The sequence below is a fragment of the Streptomyces katrae genome (genome assembly GCF_002028425.1).
GTDB lineage: Bacteria > Actinomycetota > Actinomycetes > Streptomycetales > Streptomycetaceae > Streptomyces > Streptomyces katrae_A.
On sequence record NZ_CP020042.1, the window covers coordinates 4,553,874 to 4,570,526 of the forward strand.

At 73.6% G+C, this 16,653-nt stretch carries 12 protein-coding genes and 1 pseudogene; 4 read left to right on the plus strand and 9 right to left on the minus strand.

Going from position 1 to position 16,653, the window contains the following annotated elements:
• The first annotated feature begins 9 nt into the window (after window positions 1–9).
• From nuoL to nuoN, 3 genes are read left to right on the plus strand one after another with little or no spacing between them, the layout of a single operon-like run.
• Window positions 10–1,953, plus strand: coding sequence for an NADH-quinone oxidoreductase subunit L (gene nuoL, locus B4U46_RS20840; protein WP_079429243.1), 1,944 nt, complete (start codon window positions 10–12; stop codon window positions 1,951–1,953).
• Window position 1,954: 1 nt separating this feature from the next.
• The gene (locus B4U46_RS20845) at window positions 1,955–3,556 is read left to right on the plus strand and encodes an NADH-quinone oxidoreductase subunit M (RefSeq protein WP_079429244.1); all 1,602 of its coding nucleotides are present in this window, start codon (window positions 1,955–1,957) and stop codon (window positions 3,554–3,556) included.
• A gap of 32 nt (window positions 3,557–3,588) precedes the next feature.
• Complete coding sequence (gene nuoN / locus B4U46_RS20850) at window positions 3,589–5,208, plus strand: NADH-quinone oxidoreductase subunit NuoN (RefSeq protein WP_079431895.1); 1,620 nt, start codon at window positions 3,589–3,591, stop codon at window positions 5,206–5,208.
• 63 nt (window positions 5,209–5,271) lie between these two features.
• On the opposite strand, the gene B4U46_RS20855 is transcribed toward nuoN, so the two are convergent.
• The 9 genes and pseudogenes from B4U46_RS20855 to fahA form a co-directional block, all read right to left on the minus strand.
• Window positions 5,272–5,877: a hypothetical protein gene (locus B4U46_RS20855; protein WP_237293030.1), complete on the minus strand. Its 606-nt coding sequence runs from the start codon at window positions 5,875–5,877 to the stop codon at window positions 5,272–5,274.
• A gap of 111 nt (window positions 5,878–5,988) precedes the next feature.
• The gene (locus B4U46_RS40080) at window positions 5,989–6,633 is read right to left on the minus strand and encodes a hypothetical protein (RefSeq protein ID WP_107438295.1); all 645 of its coding nucleotides are present in this window, start codon (window positions 6,631–6,633) and stop codon (window positions 5,989–5,991) included.
• 281 nt (window positions 6,634–6,914) lie between these two features.
• Window positions 6,915–9,671, minus strand: coding sequence for a fumarate reductase/succinate dehydrogenase flavoprotein subunit (locus B4U46_RS20865; protein ID WP_079429245.1), 2,757 nt, complete (start codon window positions 9,669–9,671; stop codon window positions 6,915–6,917).
• Between the two features lie 41 nt (window positions 9,672–9,712).
• A complete protein-coding gene (locus B4U46_RS20870) occupies window positions 9,713–10,447 on the minus strand; it encodes an ABC transporter ATP-binding protein (RefSeq protein ID WP_079429246.1) in 735 nt (244 codons plus the stop codon).
• A 538-nt stretch (window positions 10,448–10,985) separates the two neighbouring features.
• Window positions 10,986–11,795: pseudogene (locus B4U46_RS20875) on the minus strand (ABC transporter permease); the annotation flags it as partial.
• Window positions 11,792–13,156 carry an ABC transporter substrate-binding protein gene (locus B4U46_RS20880; RefSeq protein ID WP_079429247.1) on the minus strand — a complete coding sequence of 455 codons (1,365 nt, stop codon included), beginning with the start codon at window positions 13,154–13,156 and terminating at the stop codon, window positions 11,792–11,794. The pseudogene B4U46_RS20875 and the gene B4U46_RS20880, both read right to left, overlap by 4 nt.
• A 14-nt stretch (window positions 13,157–13,170) precedes the next feature.
• Entirely contained in the window at window positions 13,171–13,398 is a 228-nt protein-coding gene (locus B4U46_RS20885; protein ID WP_079429248.1) for a 4Fe-4S dicluster domain-containing protein, read from the minus strand.
• 39 nt (window positions 13,399–13,437) lie between these two features.
• Entirely contained in the window at window positions 13,438–14,208 is a 771-nt protein-coding gene (locus B4U46_RS20890; RefSeq protein ID WP_079429249.1) for a GntR family transcriptional regulator, read from the minus strand.
• Between the two features lie 139 nt (window positions 14,209–14,347).
• Complete coding sequence (gene fahA, locus B4U46_RS20895; RefSeq protein ID WP_079429250.1) at window positions 14,348–15,574, minus strand: fumarylacetoacetase; 1,227 nt, start codon at window positions 15,572–15,574, stop codon at window positions 14,348–14,350.
• A gap of 141 nt (window positions 15,575–15,715) precedes the next feature.
• Here fahA and B4U46_RS20900 point away from each other — a divergent pair, with 141 nt between their 5' ends.
• Window positions 15,716–16,522 (plus strand): HAD family hydrolase, encoded by an 807-nt coding sequence (locus B4U46_RS20900; RefSeq protein ID WP_079429251.1) that lies wholly within the window; start codon window positions 15,716–15,718, stop codon window positions 16,520–16,522.
• The last annotated feature ends 131 nt before the right edge of the window (window positions 16,523–16,653 follow it).

The window sequence follows — 16,653 nt, forward strand, 5'->3', positions numbered from 1 at the left end:
GCCTTCACCGTGGAGAATCTGATCGCGCTCCTGGTGGGCGCACCCCTGCTCGGGGCGGCGGTGCTGCTGTGCGGCGGCCGGCGCCTCGACAAGGCCGGCCACTGGCTCGGGACCCTGCTCGCCGCGGTCTCCTTCGGCATCGGCGTGGTCCTCTTCGCCGGCATGCTGGGCCGCGGGGCCGAGGACCGCACCCTGCACCAGCACCTGTTCAGCTGGGTGCCGGTGGAGGGCTTCCAGGCGGACCTCGCCTTCCAGCTCGACCAGCTGTCGATGACCTTCGTCCTGCTGATCTCCGGCGTGGGCACGCTCATCCACGTGTACTCGATCGGGTACATGGAGCACGACGAGCGCCGCCGCCGCTTCTTCGGCTACCTCAACCTGTTCGTCGCGGCGATGCTGCTGCTCGTCCTCGCCGACAACTACCTGCTGCTGTACTTCGGCTGGGAGGGCGTCGGCCTCGCCTCGTACCTCCTGATCGGCTTCTGGCAGCACAAGCCCAGCGCGGCCACCGCCGCGAAGAAGGCCTTCCTGGTCAACCGGGTCGGCGACATGGGCCTTTCGATCGCCATCATGATCATGTTCACCACCTTCGGGACCTTCGCCTTCGGCCCGGTCCTCGCGAACGCCGGCAAGACCTCCGAGGGCACGCTGACGGCGATCGGCCTGATGCTGCTCCTGGCGGCCTGCGGCAAGTCGGCCCAGGTGCCGCTGCAGTCCTGGCTCGGTGACGCGATGGAGGGCCCGACCCCGGTCTCGGCCCTCATCCACGCCGCGACGATGGTCACCGCGGGTGTGTACCTGATCGTCCGCTCCGGCGCGATCTTCAACGCGGCGCCCGACGCGCAGCTGGCCGTCACCGTAGTCGGCGCGGTCACGCTGCTGTTCGGTGCGATCGTCGGTTGCGCCAAGGACGACATCAAGAAGGCCCTCGCCGGGTCGACCATGTCGCAGATCGGCTACATGGTCCTCGCCGCGGGCCTGGGCCCCATCGGCTACGTCTTCGCGATCATGCACCTGGTGACGCACGGGTTCTTCAAGGCCGGCCTCTTCCTCGGCGCGGGTTCCGTCATGCACGGGATGAACGACGAGGTGGACATGCGCAAGTACGGCGGCCTGCGCACCTACATGCCGGTCACCTTCGTCACCTTCGGCCTCGGCTACCTCGCCATCATCGGCTTCCCGGGCCTGTCGGGCTTCTTCTCCAAGGACAAGATCATCGAGGCGGCCTTCGCGAAGGGCGGCACCGAGGGCTGGATCCTCGGCGGCGCCGCCCTGCTGGGCGCGGGCATCACCGCCTTCTACATGACCCGGGTCATGCTCCTCACCTTCTTCGGCGAGAAGCGCTGGCAGCCGGCCCCCGACGCGGACGAGGCGCCGAGCGCCGAGCCGGCCGCGGAGCACCAGGCCGGCGGCCGGATGCCCCACCCGCACGAGTCCCCGAAGTCCATGACCATCCCGATGATCGTGCTGGCCTTCGGCTCGGTCTTCGCGGGCGGCTTCTTCGGACTCGGCGACCGCTTCCTGAAGTGGCTGGAGCCGGTCACCGGGCACGAGCACGGCAACCCGCCGGTCGGCGCCCTGACGGTCACCCTCTCCACGATGGCGGTCCTCGTCGTCGGCGTCGCCATCGCCTGGTCGGTGTACGGCCGCCGGCCCGTCCCGGTGACCGCCCCGCGCGGCTCGTTCCTCACCAGGGCGGCCCGCCGGGACCTGTTCCAGGACGACTTCAACCACGTCGTCCTCGTGCGCGGCGGAGAGCACCTGACCCGCTCGCTCGTGTACGTCGACCACAGCCTGGTCGACGGAGTGGTCAACGGGACGGCCGCCTCCGTCGGCGGGCTCTCCGGCCGGCTGCGCAGGCTGCAGAACGGCTACGCCCGCAGCTACGCGGTCTCGATGTTCGGGGGCACGGCGATCCTGATCGCCGCGACCCTGCTGATGAGGGCGGTGTGACATGACTTTCCCGCTTCTGACGGTGACGGCCGCGCTCCCCGCGGTCGGCGCGGTCCTCACCGCCGCCGTCCCGGCCAAACAGCGCACCGCCGCCAAGTGGCTCGCGCTGCTGTTCTCCCTGGCGACGCTGGCGTCGGCCGTGCTCGTCGCGGTCCGCTTCGAGCCCGGCGGCGCCCGCTACCAGCTCACCGAGTCCCACGCCTGGATCGCCGACTTCGGCGTCCGCTACGAACTGGGCGTGGACGGCATCGGGGTGGCGCTCATCGCGCTCACCGCCCTGCTGATCCCCTTCGTGATCGGGGCCGGCTGGAACGACGCCGACCCCCTGGAGACCAACTCGTCGCGCTGGCGCCCCACCCAGGGCTTCTTCGCCCTGATCCTGCTGGTCGAGGCGATGGTGGTGATCTCCTTCGAGGCCACCGACGTCTTCCTCTTCTACATCTTCTTCGAAGCCATGCTCATCCCGATGTACTTCCTCATCGGAGGCTTCGGGGACCGGGCACACGCCGGCAGCGACGAGAACGCCGCCGCCCAGCGCTCGTACGCGGCGGTCAAGTTCCTCCTCTACAACCTGGTCGGCGGCCTCATCATGCTGGCCGCCGTCATCGGGCTGTACGTGGTCGCCGGGAACTTCTCCCTCCAGGAGATCGCCGCCGCCCGCGCCGCGGGCACCCTCGACATGGCGACCAACACCGAGCGGCTGCTCTTCCTCGGCTTCTTCTTCGCCTTCGCCGTGAAGGCCCCGCTGTGGCCGCTGCACACCTGGCTGCCCAACGCCATGGGCGAGGCCACCGCCCCGGTCGCCGTACTGATCACCGCGGTCGTCGACAAGGTCGGCACCTTCGCGATGCTCCGCTTCTGCCTCGGCCTCTTCCCCGAGGCCAGCAAGTGGGCCACCCCCGTGATCCTCGTCCTGGCCCTGGTCAGCATCGTCTACGGCGCACTGCTCGCGGTCGGACAGCGGGACATCAAGCGGCTGGTCGCCTACGCGTCGATCTCGCACTTCGGCTTCATCATCCTGGGCATCTTCGCGATGACCTCCCAGGGCCAGTCGGGCGCGACGCTCTACATGGTCAACCACGGGATCTCCACGGCGGCGCTGATGCTGGTCGCCGGCTTCCTGATCTCGCGGCGCGGCTCGCGGCTCATCGCCGACTACGGCGGTGTCCAGAAGGTGGCCCCGGTCCTCGCCGGCACCTTCCTGATCGGCGGCCTCGCCACCCTGTCCCTGCCGGGCCTCGCCCCCTTCGTGAGCGAGTTCCTGGTCCTGGTCGGCACCTTCGCCCGGTACCCGGTCATCGGCGTCATCGCCACCATCGGCATCGTGCTGGCCGCCCTGTACACCATGGTCCTCTACCAGCGGACCATGACCGGCCCCGTGAAGGAGGAGGTCCGCACCCTGCCGGACCTGCGCCCGCGGGAGCTCCTGGTGGTCGCCCCGCTCATCGCGCTGCTGATCGGGCTGGGCGTCTACCCGAAGGTGCTGACCGACATCGTCAACCCGTCGGTGCAGCACACGCTGTCGGACGTGAAGAAGACGGACCCCAAGCCCGAGGTGGCCGTGGAAGCCGAGCACATCGACAAGAAGGCGGCGGTCAAGTGAGCGCCACGACCGCTGCCCAGGGCCTGCTGGCACTGGCGGCCAACGGACCGGCCGACAGGATCCCGGCCCCGCACATCGAGTACGCCCAGCTCGCGCCCACGCTGATCGTGGTGGGCGCGGCCGTCCTCGGCGTCCTCGTCGAGGCCTTCGTCCCGCGCAGGTCCCGCTACCACGTCCAGGTGTTCCTGGCCGTCGCCTCCCTCGCCGCGGCCTTCGCCGCGGTCGTCGCCCTCGCCGCGGGCGGGTACGGCAACACCAAGGCCCACATCGCGGCCATGGGCGCCATCGCCGTCGACGGCCCGGCACTGTTCCTCCAGGGCACCATCCTGCTCGCCTCGGTCGTGGCCGTGTTCACCTTCGCCGAGCGCCGCCTCGACCCCAGGGCGCACGGCAAGCGCGTCGACTCCTTCGCCGCCCAGGCCGCGTCCGTACCGGGCAGCGACAGCGAGAAGGCCGCCGTCAAGGCCGGGTTCACCACCACCGAGGTGTTCCCGCTGGCCCTGTTCGCCATCTCCGGGATGCTGATCTTCCCGGCGGCCGACGACCTGCTGACCCTGTTCATCGCGCTGGAGGTCTTCTCCCTCCCGCTGTACCTGCTCTGCGCCGTCGCCCGCCGCCAGCGGCTGATGTCGCAGGAGGCGGCCGTCAAGTACTTCCTGCTCGGCGCCTTCTCCTCGGCGTTCCTGCTGTTCGGCATCGCCCTGCTCTACGGCTACGCGGGCTCCGTCTCGTACGCGGTCATCGCGGACGTGGTGGACGGCACGGTCACCACCGTCGACCCGGCGCTGGCCTCCACCATGGGCAACGACGCACTGCTGCTCATCGGCGGCGCGCTGATCCTGATGGGCCTGCTCTTCAAGGTCGGCGCGGTCCCCTTCCACATGTGGACCCCGGACGTCTACCAGGGCGCCCCCACCCCCGTGACCGGCTTCATGGCCGCCGCGACCAAGGTGGCCGCCTTCGGCGCCCTGCTGCGCCTGCTCTACGTGGTCCTGCCCGGGCTGCGCTGGGACTGGCGGCCGGTGATGTGGGGCGTCGCCATCGTGACGATGCTCGCGGGTGCGGTCATCGCCGTGACCCAGACGGACGTCAAGCGACTGCTGGCGTACTCCTCGATCGCGCACGCCGGGTTCATCCTGGCCGGTGTCATCGCCACCTCGGCGGAGGGCGTCAAGTCCGTCCTCTTCTACCTGGGCGCCTACTCCTTCGTGACGATCGGCGCGTTCGCGGTGGTCACGCTGGTGCGCGACGCGGGCGGCGAGGCCACGCACCTGTCGAAGTGGGCCGGGCTCGGGCGGCGTTCGCCGCTCACCGCGGCCGTCTTCGCGGTGTTCCTGCTGGCCTTCGCCGGCATCCCGCTGACCTCCGGCTTCGCCGGGAAGTTCGCCGTGTTCAAGGCGGCCGCGGAGGGCGGGGCCGGGGCGCTGGTCGTCGTCGGTGTGATCTCGTCGGCGATCGCGGCGTTCTTCTACATCCGGGTGATCGTGCTGATGTTCTTCAGCGAGCCGAAGGCCGACGGGCCGACGGTGGCGGTGCCCTCACCGCTGACGATGACCACCATCGCGGTGGGCGTCGCCGTCACCCTGGTGCTGGGCGTCGCGCCGCAGTACTTCCTCGACCTGGCCGGGCACGCGAGCACCTTCGTGCGCTGACCGGTGGCGTCGCGCGGGCCCGGCTCCCCCTCGGGGGGCCGGGCCCGCCGCGTTCCGCGCGGTCTAACCGTGGTCGGCGTGCATCGGGTTGGGTGCCGCGTTCCCGGGGCACTTCAGGGCCGTGTTCCAGTTGTGGAAGCGGCCCGCCGGGTTGTCCTTGTACGCCCACATGTGCAGGTCGTAGTGCTTGGGCATGCCCGCCCAGTGACCGGGCATCGGCCCGTCGAAGGGCAGGCCGAACATGGTCGGCCGGTCGTCGGTGGTCTTCAGGTCCTGGTCCCGGTCGGCGGACATCCACTCCACCGTCTGGAGCTTGCGGCGGCCGTTGCGGTCCTTCTCCGTGCTGTAGAGGAGCGCGGTCGGCCTGGCGGGGTCCCGGGAACCCCAGTTGGCCTCCTTGACGTAGTGGTAGCCCATGGCGCCCGCCCCGAAGGGGTTGGTCATGCACTCCTGGCCGTGCGGGACGTATCCGTCCTTGATCGCCTGCCGTTCGTCCACGTACTTGGCGGTCACCGCCATCGCCGTGGCCATGTCGCGCATCGCCTTCGCGTCGTGCGGGTCGGGCGCCGGGCCGTCCACGGCGTGCGCCGGGGGGAGGGCGGCCAGGACGACGGACGCGCCGACGACGGCACAGGCGGACAGGGCCTTGAGGCCACGGGCTACGGGCATGGGAGCTCCTGGTGTTCGGGGGTCCCGGAGGGGCTTGCGTTCCACCATCGGGGCGGGGCACGGGCCGTGCACGCGGCGGGCGGCCGAACGGGCGCCGCCGAACGGGGCGGGCTACGGGGAGGTGGCCGCGGGGGAGGGGGCGGCGGCCGGAGCCACGGGGGTGGCGGGAGTGGCGGGGGTTGCGGGGGCGACGGGGCGGGGCCGGGTGGTCCCCGGACGGCAGACGACCTTCGGGTTGAACGGCTCGAACCGGCCGGACGGGTTGTCCTTCCACAGCCACAGGTGCAGCGAGTAGTGCACCTTCTGCCCCTTGTAGCGGGCCGGCAGCGGCCCCTTGAAGGGCTCGCCGAAGAGGGAGGGACGGTCGTCGTCGGTGTCCGTCCGGCCGTCCTTGTCCACGACCATCCATTCGAGGCCCACCAGGTTCCAGTGGCCCTGTCCGTCGCCCTCGTAGAGCAGGGCGGTGGGCTTGGCCGGGTCCACGGAGCCGTCGTAGGCGTGGTTGAAGTGCGGGTAACCCAACGCGCCCGGACCGCCGTTCGGGTCCACGACGCAGTACTGGTCGGGCACGTAGCCGGCGGCGACACCGGTGCTGTGCTGGTGGTACTTGGCGGTCGCCCGGTAGGCCAGGGCCAGTTGGGCGGAGGGCGTCAGCCGCGGCTGGGGCGCGGCGACCGCGGGCGCGGACGGCGCGGCCGCCAGCGCCGCGGCGGCCGCGAGGGCGAAGGGGGCGATCCTGCCGGTGCGAGAAACCATGCAGGCAGCGTCACCGCCCCGCCCGCGGGCCGCCACTCGGACGGCGCGGGTGGCGTAGGCGGCTCCCTCACGCCGCGGCCCGGGGCCCTGCCGGGCGGCCGGCGTGTTCGCGTACGCCGCGTCCGGCCGGGCGTCGCAGGGGCGTGGTGTGCGGTGCGCGCCGAGGGGGGCGTGGCGGTGGCGGTTCGGCGAGGGCGCGCCCGGGGGCGGGTGGCGCGGGTGTGCCGCTCCCCGCGGGGGCTCGCGTCCGGGGGTTGTCGGACGCGGGCTGGGTCCGGTGGTCAGGCGGCGCGGGTGGCGTAGGCGCGGACGTCGGCGTCGGGGTCCGTCACCGCTTGGGCCAGGGCCTTGCGGGCCTCCGGGGAGTCGGCGTGGGCCAGGAGGGCCAGCACCGCGGCCTTGCGGACGTCCGCGTCGGGGTCGGTGGCCAGGGCCGCGGCCAGCGCCGGCACGGCCGTCCCCGCGCCGGCCGCCGACAGCGCGGCCGCCGCCCCCGCGCGGACCTGCCAGGCGGGGTCCGACAGCGCCGCCGCGGCGGTGTCGGCGTACGCGGGCGGGCAGCCCGTGGCGGCCAGGGCCCCCAGCGCGGCCCCCCGCACCAGCGGGTCCGGGTCGTCCAGGAGCGGCGCCAGCGCGGCCCGCACCCCGGCCCCTTCCCCGGCGACCGCCGCCAGCCCCTTCGCCACGGCCACCCGCACCTCACGCGCCCCGTCCCCGGCCGCCGCCGCCGCCAGCTCCGCGAGGGCGTCCACCGAGACCAGCGCCCGGACGGCGTGCACCCGCACCTCCGTATCGGCGTCGTCCAGCGCACGCACGTACAGCGCGGCGTCCCCCAGCCGCAGCGCGCGCAGCCCCTCCAGCGCGGCCGCCCGCACCAGCCGGTCGGGCACCGCCAGGGCTTCCCGCAGCCCGGCGTCCAGCTCCGGATCGCCCGGCAGCACCTCCAGCAGCTCCCGCAGCGCCCCCGCCGCCGCGGCCCGGACACCGGGATCCGCGTCCCGCATCCGCTCGGCCAGCGCCGGCCCCGCCCCGGCGGGCACGGTCTCCCCGACGGCGGCGACGGCCGCGCCCCGCACGGCCGGGTCCGGGTCCGTGAGGTAGCCCCGCAGCGCCGCCAGCTCGGGCGCCTCCTCGGCGAGCGCGAGCAGCTCCAGGATCCGCGGCGACCCCGTCCCGCCGGCCGACCCCGTCCCGCCGGCCGTCCCCGCAGCCCCGGGCTCCGCCGAGGACGCCGCCGGGGACTCCGCCCGCGCCCGCGGGGCGGCCTTCGCCGGGCCCGCCGTCGCCACTCCGACCAGCTCCACCTCGCCCAGCGGCCGCGAGGGACCGCCCGGCGGGGTGAACTCCGGGACCGGGACCACGTACGGCTCCACCGGCCGCGCCGTGAACTCCATCGCTCCGGAAGCCGACTTGTGCAGGTCCAGGTGGTACAGCCAGTCCGCGTCCGCCCGCTCCGGATGGTCGAGTCGCTCGTGGTAGAGCCCCCAGCGGGACTCCGTACGCGCCAGCGAGGCCCGTGCCGCCATCTCCGCGCAGTCCCGGATGAACGACACCTCCGCGCAGCGCATCAGCTCGTGCGCCGTCGTCGCCCCCATCCCCGCGATCTCCGCCTCCATCCGGGTGAAGGCCTCCACGGCCAGGGACAGCTTCGCTCCCGTCTTCGGCGGGGCCACGTAGTCGTTCACGAACCGCCGCAGCTTGTACTCCACCTGCGTCTGCGGCGGCCCGTCCGGGTGGCGCAGCGGCCGGTAGACCAGCTCGTGCGCCGCCGCCAGCTGGTCCGCCGGCAGCTCCCCCTCGTACGCCGTGTACCGCGCGGCGTCCTCGCCCGCCAGGTCCCCGAAGACGAATGCGCCGATCATGTAGTTGTGCGGTACGGACGCCAGGTCGCCGGCGGCGTACAGCCGGGGCACGGTGGTGCGGGCGTGGTCGTCCACCCGTACGCCGGACGCCGAGTGCCCGCCGCACAGCCCGATCTCCGAGATGTGCATCTCCACGTCGTGCGTGCGGTAGTCGTGGCCGCGCCCCGCGTGGAAGGTGCCGCGCGTCGGGCGCTCCGTCGTGTGCAGGATCGATTCCAGCGCCTCCACCGACTCCTCGGGGAGGTGGCTGAGCTTGAGGTACACCGGCCCCCGGTCCGAGGCCAGTTCGGCCGCGAACTCGGCCATCATCTGCCCCGACCAGTAGTCGGAGTCCACGAACCGCTCGCCGTGCCGGTTGACCTGGTAGCCGCCGAACGGGTTGGCGACGTACGCGCACGCCGGGCCGTTGTAGTCCTTGATCAACGGGTTGATCTGGAAGCACTCGATCCCGGTCAGCGCCGCGCCCGCGTGGTAGGCCATGGCGTAGCCGTCCCCGGCGTTGGTGGGGTTCTCGTACGTTCCGTACAGGTATCCCGAGGCCGGCAGCCCGAGCCGGCCGCAGGGGCCGGTCGCCAGGACCACCGCCCCCGCCCGGACCGTCACGAAGGCCCCCGTACGGGTGTTGAAGGCCGCCGCCCCGATCGCCCGGCCGTCCTCCGGCGAGGTCAGCACCCGCACCGGCATCACCCGGTTCTCGATGCGGATCCGCTCGCGCATCTCACGGCGGCGCAGCTGCCGGTAGAGCACCTTCTTGACGTCCTTGCCCTCCGGCATGGGCAGAACGTACGAGCCCGAGCGGTGGACCTGGCGCACCGCGTACTCGCCGTGCTCGTCCTTCTCGAACTTCACCCCGTACGACTCCAGCCGCCGCACCATCGCGAAGCCGCGGGTGGCGGTCTGGCGGACGGTGGACTGGTCGACGACGCCGTCGTTGGCGCGGGTGATCTCGGCGACGTAGTCGTCCGGTTCGGCGCGGCCGGGCACGACGGCGTTGTTGACCCCGTCCATGCCCATGGCGAGGGCTCCGGAGTGCCGTACGTGCGCCTTCTCCAGCAGCAGGACGCGGGCCCCGCGCTCGGCGGCGGTCAGCGCGGCCATCGTGCCGGCGGTGCCGCCGCCGATGACGAGGACGTCGCAGGAGAGTTCCTCGGCGTCGCCGATCGCGGGGATGTCCACGGTGTACTGCCTTTCAGGGATCAGGGATCAGGGGTCAGAGGTCAGAGGGAGGAGAGGATGCGCTCGCGCAGCCCGGAGCGGGTGGCGGTGCGGTCACGCGGGGCCGGCACGGGCAGCACCTCGCCGGTGGCCGGCAGGGCGATCCGGTCGGCCAGGTACAGGGCCTCGTCCACGTCGTGGGTGACGAAGACGACGGTGGCCCCGGTGCCGGCCAGGACCTCCACGAGGAGGTCCTGCATCCCGGCGCGGGTCTGCGCGTCGAGCGCGCCGAAGGGTTCGTCCATCAGGACGGCCCGGGGGCGGGGGGCCAGGGCCCGGGCCAGCTGGACGCGCTGGCGCTGGCCGCCGGAGAGCTGGTGGGGGAGCTTGTGGGCGTGCCCGTCGAGCCCGACCCGCTCCAGCCACTCGGTGGCGGTCCGGCGCCGCTCGGCGCGGGGCACCTTCCGTATCTGGAGGGGCAGTTCGACGTTGCCCCGGACGGTGCGCCAGGGCAGCAGGGCGTCCTCCTGGAACACCAGGGCCCGGTCGGCGCCGGGGCCGCTGACGGGCCGGCCGTCCAAGGTCACCTCGCCCGCGAGCGGGGACAGCAGGCCGGCGAGGGTCCGCAGCAGGGTCGACTTCCCGCAGCCGGAGGGGCCGACGACGGCCAGCACTTCCCCGGGCTCGACGCCGAGGTCGACCCCGTCGAGGACGGCGGCCCCTGCGGGGTGCCCGAGACGGGCGCCGCGCAGGGCGAGGGCCGCGCCGGTCCCCTCCGGGGTGGTCGGGGTGCTCATGTCTGCGTCCTTCCGCCGGCCGTCGTCGTCCCCTGCGGGGCTGGTCCCCGACCCTCCCCAGACTCCGTCCGGGGGGACCCCCACTTCCACCGTTCCCCGGGGCTCCGCCCCGGCCCCCGAGACCGGCCGCTGCGCGCCCGGTGCGCTCAATCGCCGCGCGGGCTGGATTTTCGCCGCGCGAAATCCAGCCCGCGGGCGATGCCGCGGGCGATGCCGCGGGCGATGCCGCGGGCGATGCCGCGGGCGATGCCGCGGGCGATGCCGCGGGCGATGCCGCGGGCGATGCCGCGGGCGATGCCGCGGGCGATGCCGCGGGCGATGCCGCGGGCGATGCCGCGGGCGATGCCGCGGGCGACGGATCAGCCGCGCCAGATTCAGCCCCGCCGGCGCTTGAGGCGCGGGGGTCTGGGGGCGGAGCACCCGGTTTCGGGAAGGGGCGGGGTGGGGAATCGGCACCGCGCAGCGGCCCCCCGACCCCGGCCCGCTCACCCGACCCCGCCGCCCCGACTCCCGCGGAGCGGGACCGGCGGGCGCCCCGGGGTGCCGCCACCCCGGACGGGCCCGGCCGGCCCGCCGGGGCCGCAGCGGGCCGGGGGAGCCACGCGGTGAGGCGGTGGCCCAGCCGTTCGACCCCCGTGGCCGTGAGCCACCCCAGCGCCCCGATCGTCGCCATGCCGACGAAGACACCCGGGTAGTCCACCACCGTGTAGTCCTGCCAGGTCCGGTAGCCGACCCCGTACTCCCCGGAGATCATCTCGGCCGAGATCACACAGATCCACGACACCCCGATCCCCACCGACAGCCCCCCGAAGATCCCCGGCAGGGCCCCCGGCAGGACGACGGACAGCAGGATCCGCCACCGCCCCCCGCCCATCGTCAGGACCGCCTCCTCCCACACCGGCGACAGCGCAGCCACCGCGTGCCGGGTCGAGACCAGCACCGGGAAGAAGGCCGCCGCGCAGGTGATGAAGACGATCCCCTGCTCGTTCGAGGGGAACAGCAGGATCGCCACCGGCACCAGCGCGATCGCCGGGATCGGCCGCAGCACCTCCAGCACCGGCCCCACCACGTCCGACACGAGCCGCGACCGCGCGACCGCCGCACCGGTCGCCACGCCCAGGACCGCCGCCAGGACGAACCCCGTCACGATCCGGCGCAGGCTGTCCGCCAGGTCCGTCCAGTACACGCCCGTCCGCGCCCGCCGCACCAGCTCGGCCGCCACCTCCCCGGCCGTCGGGAACTGCTCGAACCGCAGCCACAGGTGCACGTCCAGCGAGGTCAGCGCCTGCCACAGCAGCAGGGCCGCCACCAGCGAGCCCGCGCGCAGCGCCCGCCGCCCGCCGCTCATCCGGCCAGCCCGGTGGCCTCGGCGTAGCTCACGGTCCGCGCCCCGGAGCCCCGGTGCTGTGCGACGTACGCCTGCGCGCCCGCCGCCGTGACGAAGGCCCGCAGCTCGGCGCCCTCCGCGACCCACACGGCCCGGTCGGCGAACCAGAGGGTTCCCGTCACCGCGTCCGGGACGTACGCGGCCCGGACCCCGGCCGCCCCGCGCACCGCCCTGAGCAGCTCGCGCGGGGAGTCGTACGTCGTCGTGCCCTCCTGCCCCTTGGACCACAGCTCCGGCCGCGCGGCGGCCGCCGCCGGGTACGCAGGGCCGCCCTGCACCGCGAGGCGCTTCAGCGGCTCCGGGTCCACGAAGCCGTCCACGTCCACGTCGCCGACCAGCCCGGCGGCCTTCAGCACGGGTACGTCCTGCTTCAGCGCCGCGATCAGCTCGGGGCGCAGCGCCGGGTCGAAGGTGGCGATGCCGTTCGCCCCGTTGTAGAGGTAGACCACCTCCGCGGGCAGGCCGGTCTCCTTGGCCACCGACTCGGCGGCGGGCACCGGCCGGGTGCGCAGGTAGTCGGTGGCCCGGCGCTGGGCGCGCAGGAAGTCGTCCAGCACGCCCGGCCGCTGGGCGGCGAACTTCTCGCGGACGGTGACCCCGTGGAAGGTGGGCAGGTTCAGCTCCGCCCCGTCGTACAGGGCCTTGGCCTTGCCCTCGAAGGCCAGCTGCCCGGGCCAGGCCACGAACTGCGAGAGCGCGTCCGCGCTGCCCGCCTGGAGGGCCGAAGCACCCACGCTGGGCTGCTGGTTGAGCTTCTGGATGCCCTTCTCGGGGTCGATCCCGGCGCGCTGCAGGGCCCGTACGAGGGTGCCGTCGGCGGCGGAGCCCACGCTGGTGGACACCTTCCTGCCGCGCAGGTCGGCAAGGGACTCCAGCTTCGAATCCGGGGCGGTGACGACGGTGTTGAGGCCGCCGCGCAGGTTGTAGCCGGTCACCGACACCAGGCGGGTGGGCTGCTTGAGCTCCTTGCCGCGGGCCGCGTTGATGAGGAGCGGGAAGTCCCCCATCGAGCCGATGTCGATCTTCCCGGCGGTCATCTGGGCGGTGATGGGGGCGCCGGTGGCGTAGTCCTGCCAGTCGACCTTGTACGTGACCCCGTCGCGCTTGCCGCGGGCCGCCAGCTCCTCCTCGAAGTAGCCCAGGGAGCGCAGCAGGGTGCCCGCGGTGACGGTGTTGATGGTCTTGGACTGGTAGCCCACGGTCACGGTGACCGTCTTCGGGCCGCCCGCGGCCCCGGCGGCCTCGCCGCCGCAGGCCGTGGCGAGCGGAGCCAGGAGCAGGACGAGCGCGGGCGCGAGGGCCCGGGTGAGCGGGGCGCGCATGGACTGGGGGCCTTTCACCGGAGCAGGTAGGGCATGTTGACGGTCACCGCGCCCGTGGGGCAGCGGGCGGCGCAGGGGCCGCAGTACCAGCACTCGTCGACGTGCATGTACGCCTTGCCGTCGGCCTCGCGGATCGCGAGGGAGTCGAGGGGGCACATGTCGACGCAGAGGGTGCATCCGTCGATGCACAGGGATTCGTCGATGGTCACGGGCACGTCGGCGCGCTGGGGTACCACGGGCATGGCTGTCTCCGGGAAGGGGCGGGGAGGGGGGAAGTGGCGTCAGAGGGCGCGGCGCAGCAGGCCGCTCATGGTGATCCGGTCGCCGCGGAAGCGGATGAACTCCAGGTCCACGGGCCGCCCGTCGGCGAGGTGGGTGAGCCGCTCCAGCATCAGCACGGCGGCCCCGCGCGGGGCCTGGAGGACGGCGGCGGAGTGCGCGTCGGCGTTGACGGCCTCCACGGTGATCTCGGCGTGGCCGAGCGGCTGGCCGCTGAGCCGTTCCAGCAGCCGGAAGACGTCGTTGTGCTCCAGGTCGCAGTCGGGCAGCCCGGCGCCGATGTCGAGGGGGACGTAGGTGAGGTCGAGGGAGAGCGGCAGGCCGTTCAGCCGGCGCAGCCGCTCGATGTAGAGCACCTCGGAGTGCTCGGGCAGGCCCAGGCGGCGGGCGACGGGGGCGGGGGCGCGGACCGGGGCCGCCGTCCGGACCTCGTTGGTGACCTCGCCGTGCTCGTGCAGGGTCTCGGCCAGGCCCTGGAGCCGGTCCAGGCCGTGCGGGTACTTCTCGCAGACGACGACCGTGCCGACGCCCGGGCGGCGCTCGACGAGGCCTTCGCCGCGGAGCAGGCCGAGGGCCTGGCGGACGGTGTTGCGGCCGGCTCCGTAGTCGGCGGCGAGGACGTCCTCCAGGGGGAGGGTCCCGCCGGGGTAGCCGCCGGACAGGATCTGGTGGCGCAGCAGGTCGGCGAGCTGGCGCGCCTGGTCCGCGCGCAGCCGCCGGCGGCGCGCGGCGGCGACCGGGGCGGTGTGCGGGGAGGTCCGTTCGGCAGGCATGGCAGGGAACGTACCGGCGGTGCGGCGTGCGTGGTGTTGCAGCGGTATTGCGCCACCCACGGATTCGACGGCAGGGCTGTGACCTGCGGTTTCGGCGGGGTGGGGGGAAGATCCGCCACCCCGCCGCTCACCTGGTGGACTAGCGGGCGCCCACGATGCGGCCGGTGACCTCGCCGAGGCCGACCCGGGTGCCGTCGGGGCCGGGGGCCCAGGCGGTGAGGGTGACGGTGTCGCCGTCCTCCAGGAAGGTGCGCTTGCCGTCGGCGAGCTCGATCGCGTCGCGGCCGTTCCAGGTGAGCTCCAGCAGCGAGCCGCGCTGGTCGACCTCCGGGCCGCTGACGGTGCCGGAGCCGAACACGTCACCGGTGCGCAGGGAGGCGCCGTTGACGGTCATGTGGGCCAGCTGCTGGGCGGCGGTCCAGTACATGGAGGCGAACGGCGGCCGGGCCACCTCCTGCCCGTTGATGGACACCGCGATCTGCAGGTCGAAGCCGCCGGGGCGGTCGGTGGCGGAGTCGTCCAGGTAGGGCAGGAGCGGGAAGTCCCGCGCCGGCGGGGTGACCCGGGCCGCGTCCAGGGCCTCCAGGGGGGTCACCCACGCGGAGACGGAGGTCGCGAAGGACTTGCCGAGGAAGGGGCCGAGCGGCACGTACTCCCAGGCCTGGATGTCACGCGCCGACCAGTCGTTGAGGAGGAAGAGCCCGAAGACGTGCTCCTCGAAGTCGCCGAGGGCGACCGGCCGGCCCAGCTCCGAGGGGGTGCCGACGACGAAGCCGACCTCGGCCTCGATGTCCAGCTTGACCGACGGGCCGAAGACGGGCGCCGGGTCGGCGGGCGCCTTGCGCTGCCCGGAGGGGCGGACCACATCGGTGCCGGAGACGACGATCGTTCCCGACCGGCCGTGGTAACCGATGGGCAGGTGCTTCCAGTTGGGGGTGAGCGCGTCGCCGTCCGGCCGGAAGATGCGGCCGACGTTGGTGGCGTGGTGCTCGCTCGCGTAGAAGTCGACGTAGTCGGCGACCTCGTACGGCAGGTGCAGCTCGACCCCGTCCAGCGGCAGCAGGTGCGGCTCGACCGTCTCGCGGTGGCCCGGGTCGGTGACCCAGGCGGTCAGCGCGCGGCGCACGTCGCGCCAGGCGGTGCGGCCGGCGGCCAGCAGCGGGTTGAGCGAACCCTGGGCCAGGAGCCCGGCGTACGGGGAGCCGAGCGCGACGGCCACGGCCCCCGCGTCGAGCACGTACCCGCCGATCCGCACACCGACCCGGCGGCGCCGCGGTTCCTGGGGGGTGGAGAAAACGCCGTAGGGGAGGTTGTGCGGCCCGAACGGGTCGCCCTCGGGGACATCGAGGGGGCTCTGCTGGGGCATGGGGTACTGCCTCGCTTTCGACGCGGTCCGGGGGTGTCCCGGGAGCTGGCTGACACGTTACGTGGCGCATGGGGTCTGTGGGAGGCCAGATTCGGGCCCTATTTGTAGGACTTGTCCAAGGGGGTCCGTATCCTTGGCGCCGTGACTTCCGCCCTCCCCTATGCCTTGATCGCCACCGACCTGGACGGGACTCTGCTGCGCGCCGGTGACACCGTCTCCGCCCGCTCGTGCGCGGCGCTCGCGACGGCGCGCGCCGCCGGCGCCCGCCACATCGTCGTCACCGGCCGCCCGGTGCCCCAGATCCGGCACGTCCTGGACGACCTCGGGTATACGGGGCTCGCGGTGTGCGGGCAGGGCGCCCAGGTGTACGACGCGGCGCGCGGACTGCTGCTGCACTCCGTTTCCATGGACCGGGGGCTGGCCGAGATGGCCCTGGGCAAGATCGAGGCGGAGATCGGCGAGGTGTACACGGCGGTCAACCAGGAGGGCCTGGACGCCGAGATGCTGATAGGGCCGGGCTACCGGATGTGGCACCCCCACCTGCCGACGGTCCGGGTACCGCAGCGGGGGGACCTGTGGTCGGCCCCGATCACGAAGGTCCTGCTCCAGCACCCCCGGCTGGACGACGACGAGCTGACGCGGGTGGCGCGGTCGGTGGTGGGCGACCTGGTGAACGTCACGATGGCGGGCGAGCACACGGTGGAACTCCAGCCGCCGGGCATCGACAAGGCGAGCGGCCTGGCCCGGGCGGCGGAGGCCCTGGGCATCCCGGCGGCCTCGACGATCGCCTTCGGCGACATGCCGAACGACGTCCCGATGTTCGTGTGGGCGGGACACGGCGTGGCGATGGCGAACGCCCACCGAGAGCTGGTGGCCGTGGCGGACGAGGTGACCCTGTCGAACGAGGCGGACGGCATCGCGGTAGTCCTGGAACGCCTGTACGGCTGACCCCGCGGGTGGGGCCCGGGGTGGGCCCTCGGGGGGCGGGGGCCCGGGGTGGGTCGGGTGGGCCAGGTGGGCCGGGTGGCGGTCTCCCGCCGGGCGGGGGTGGCGGGGCCGACCGGTACCGGGAAAGCCCC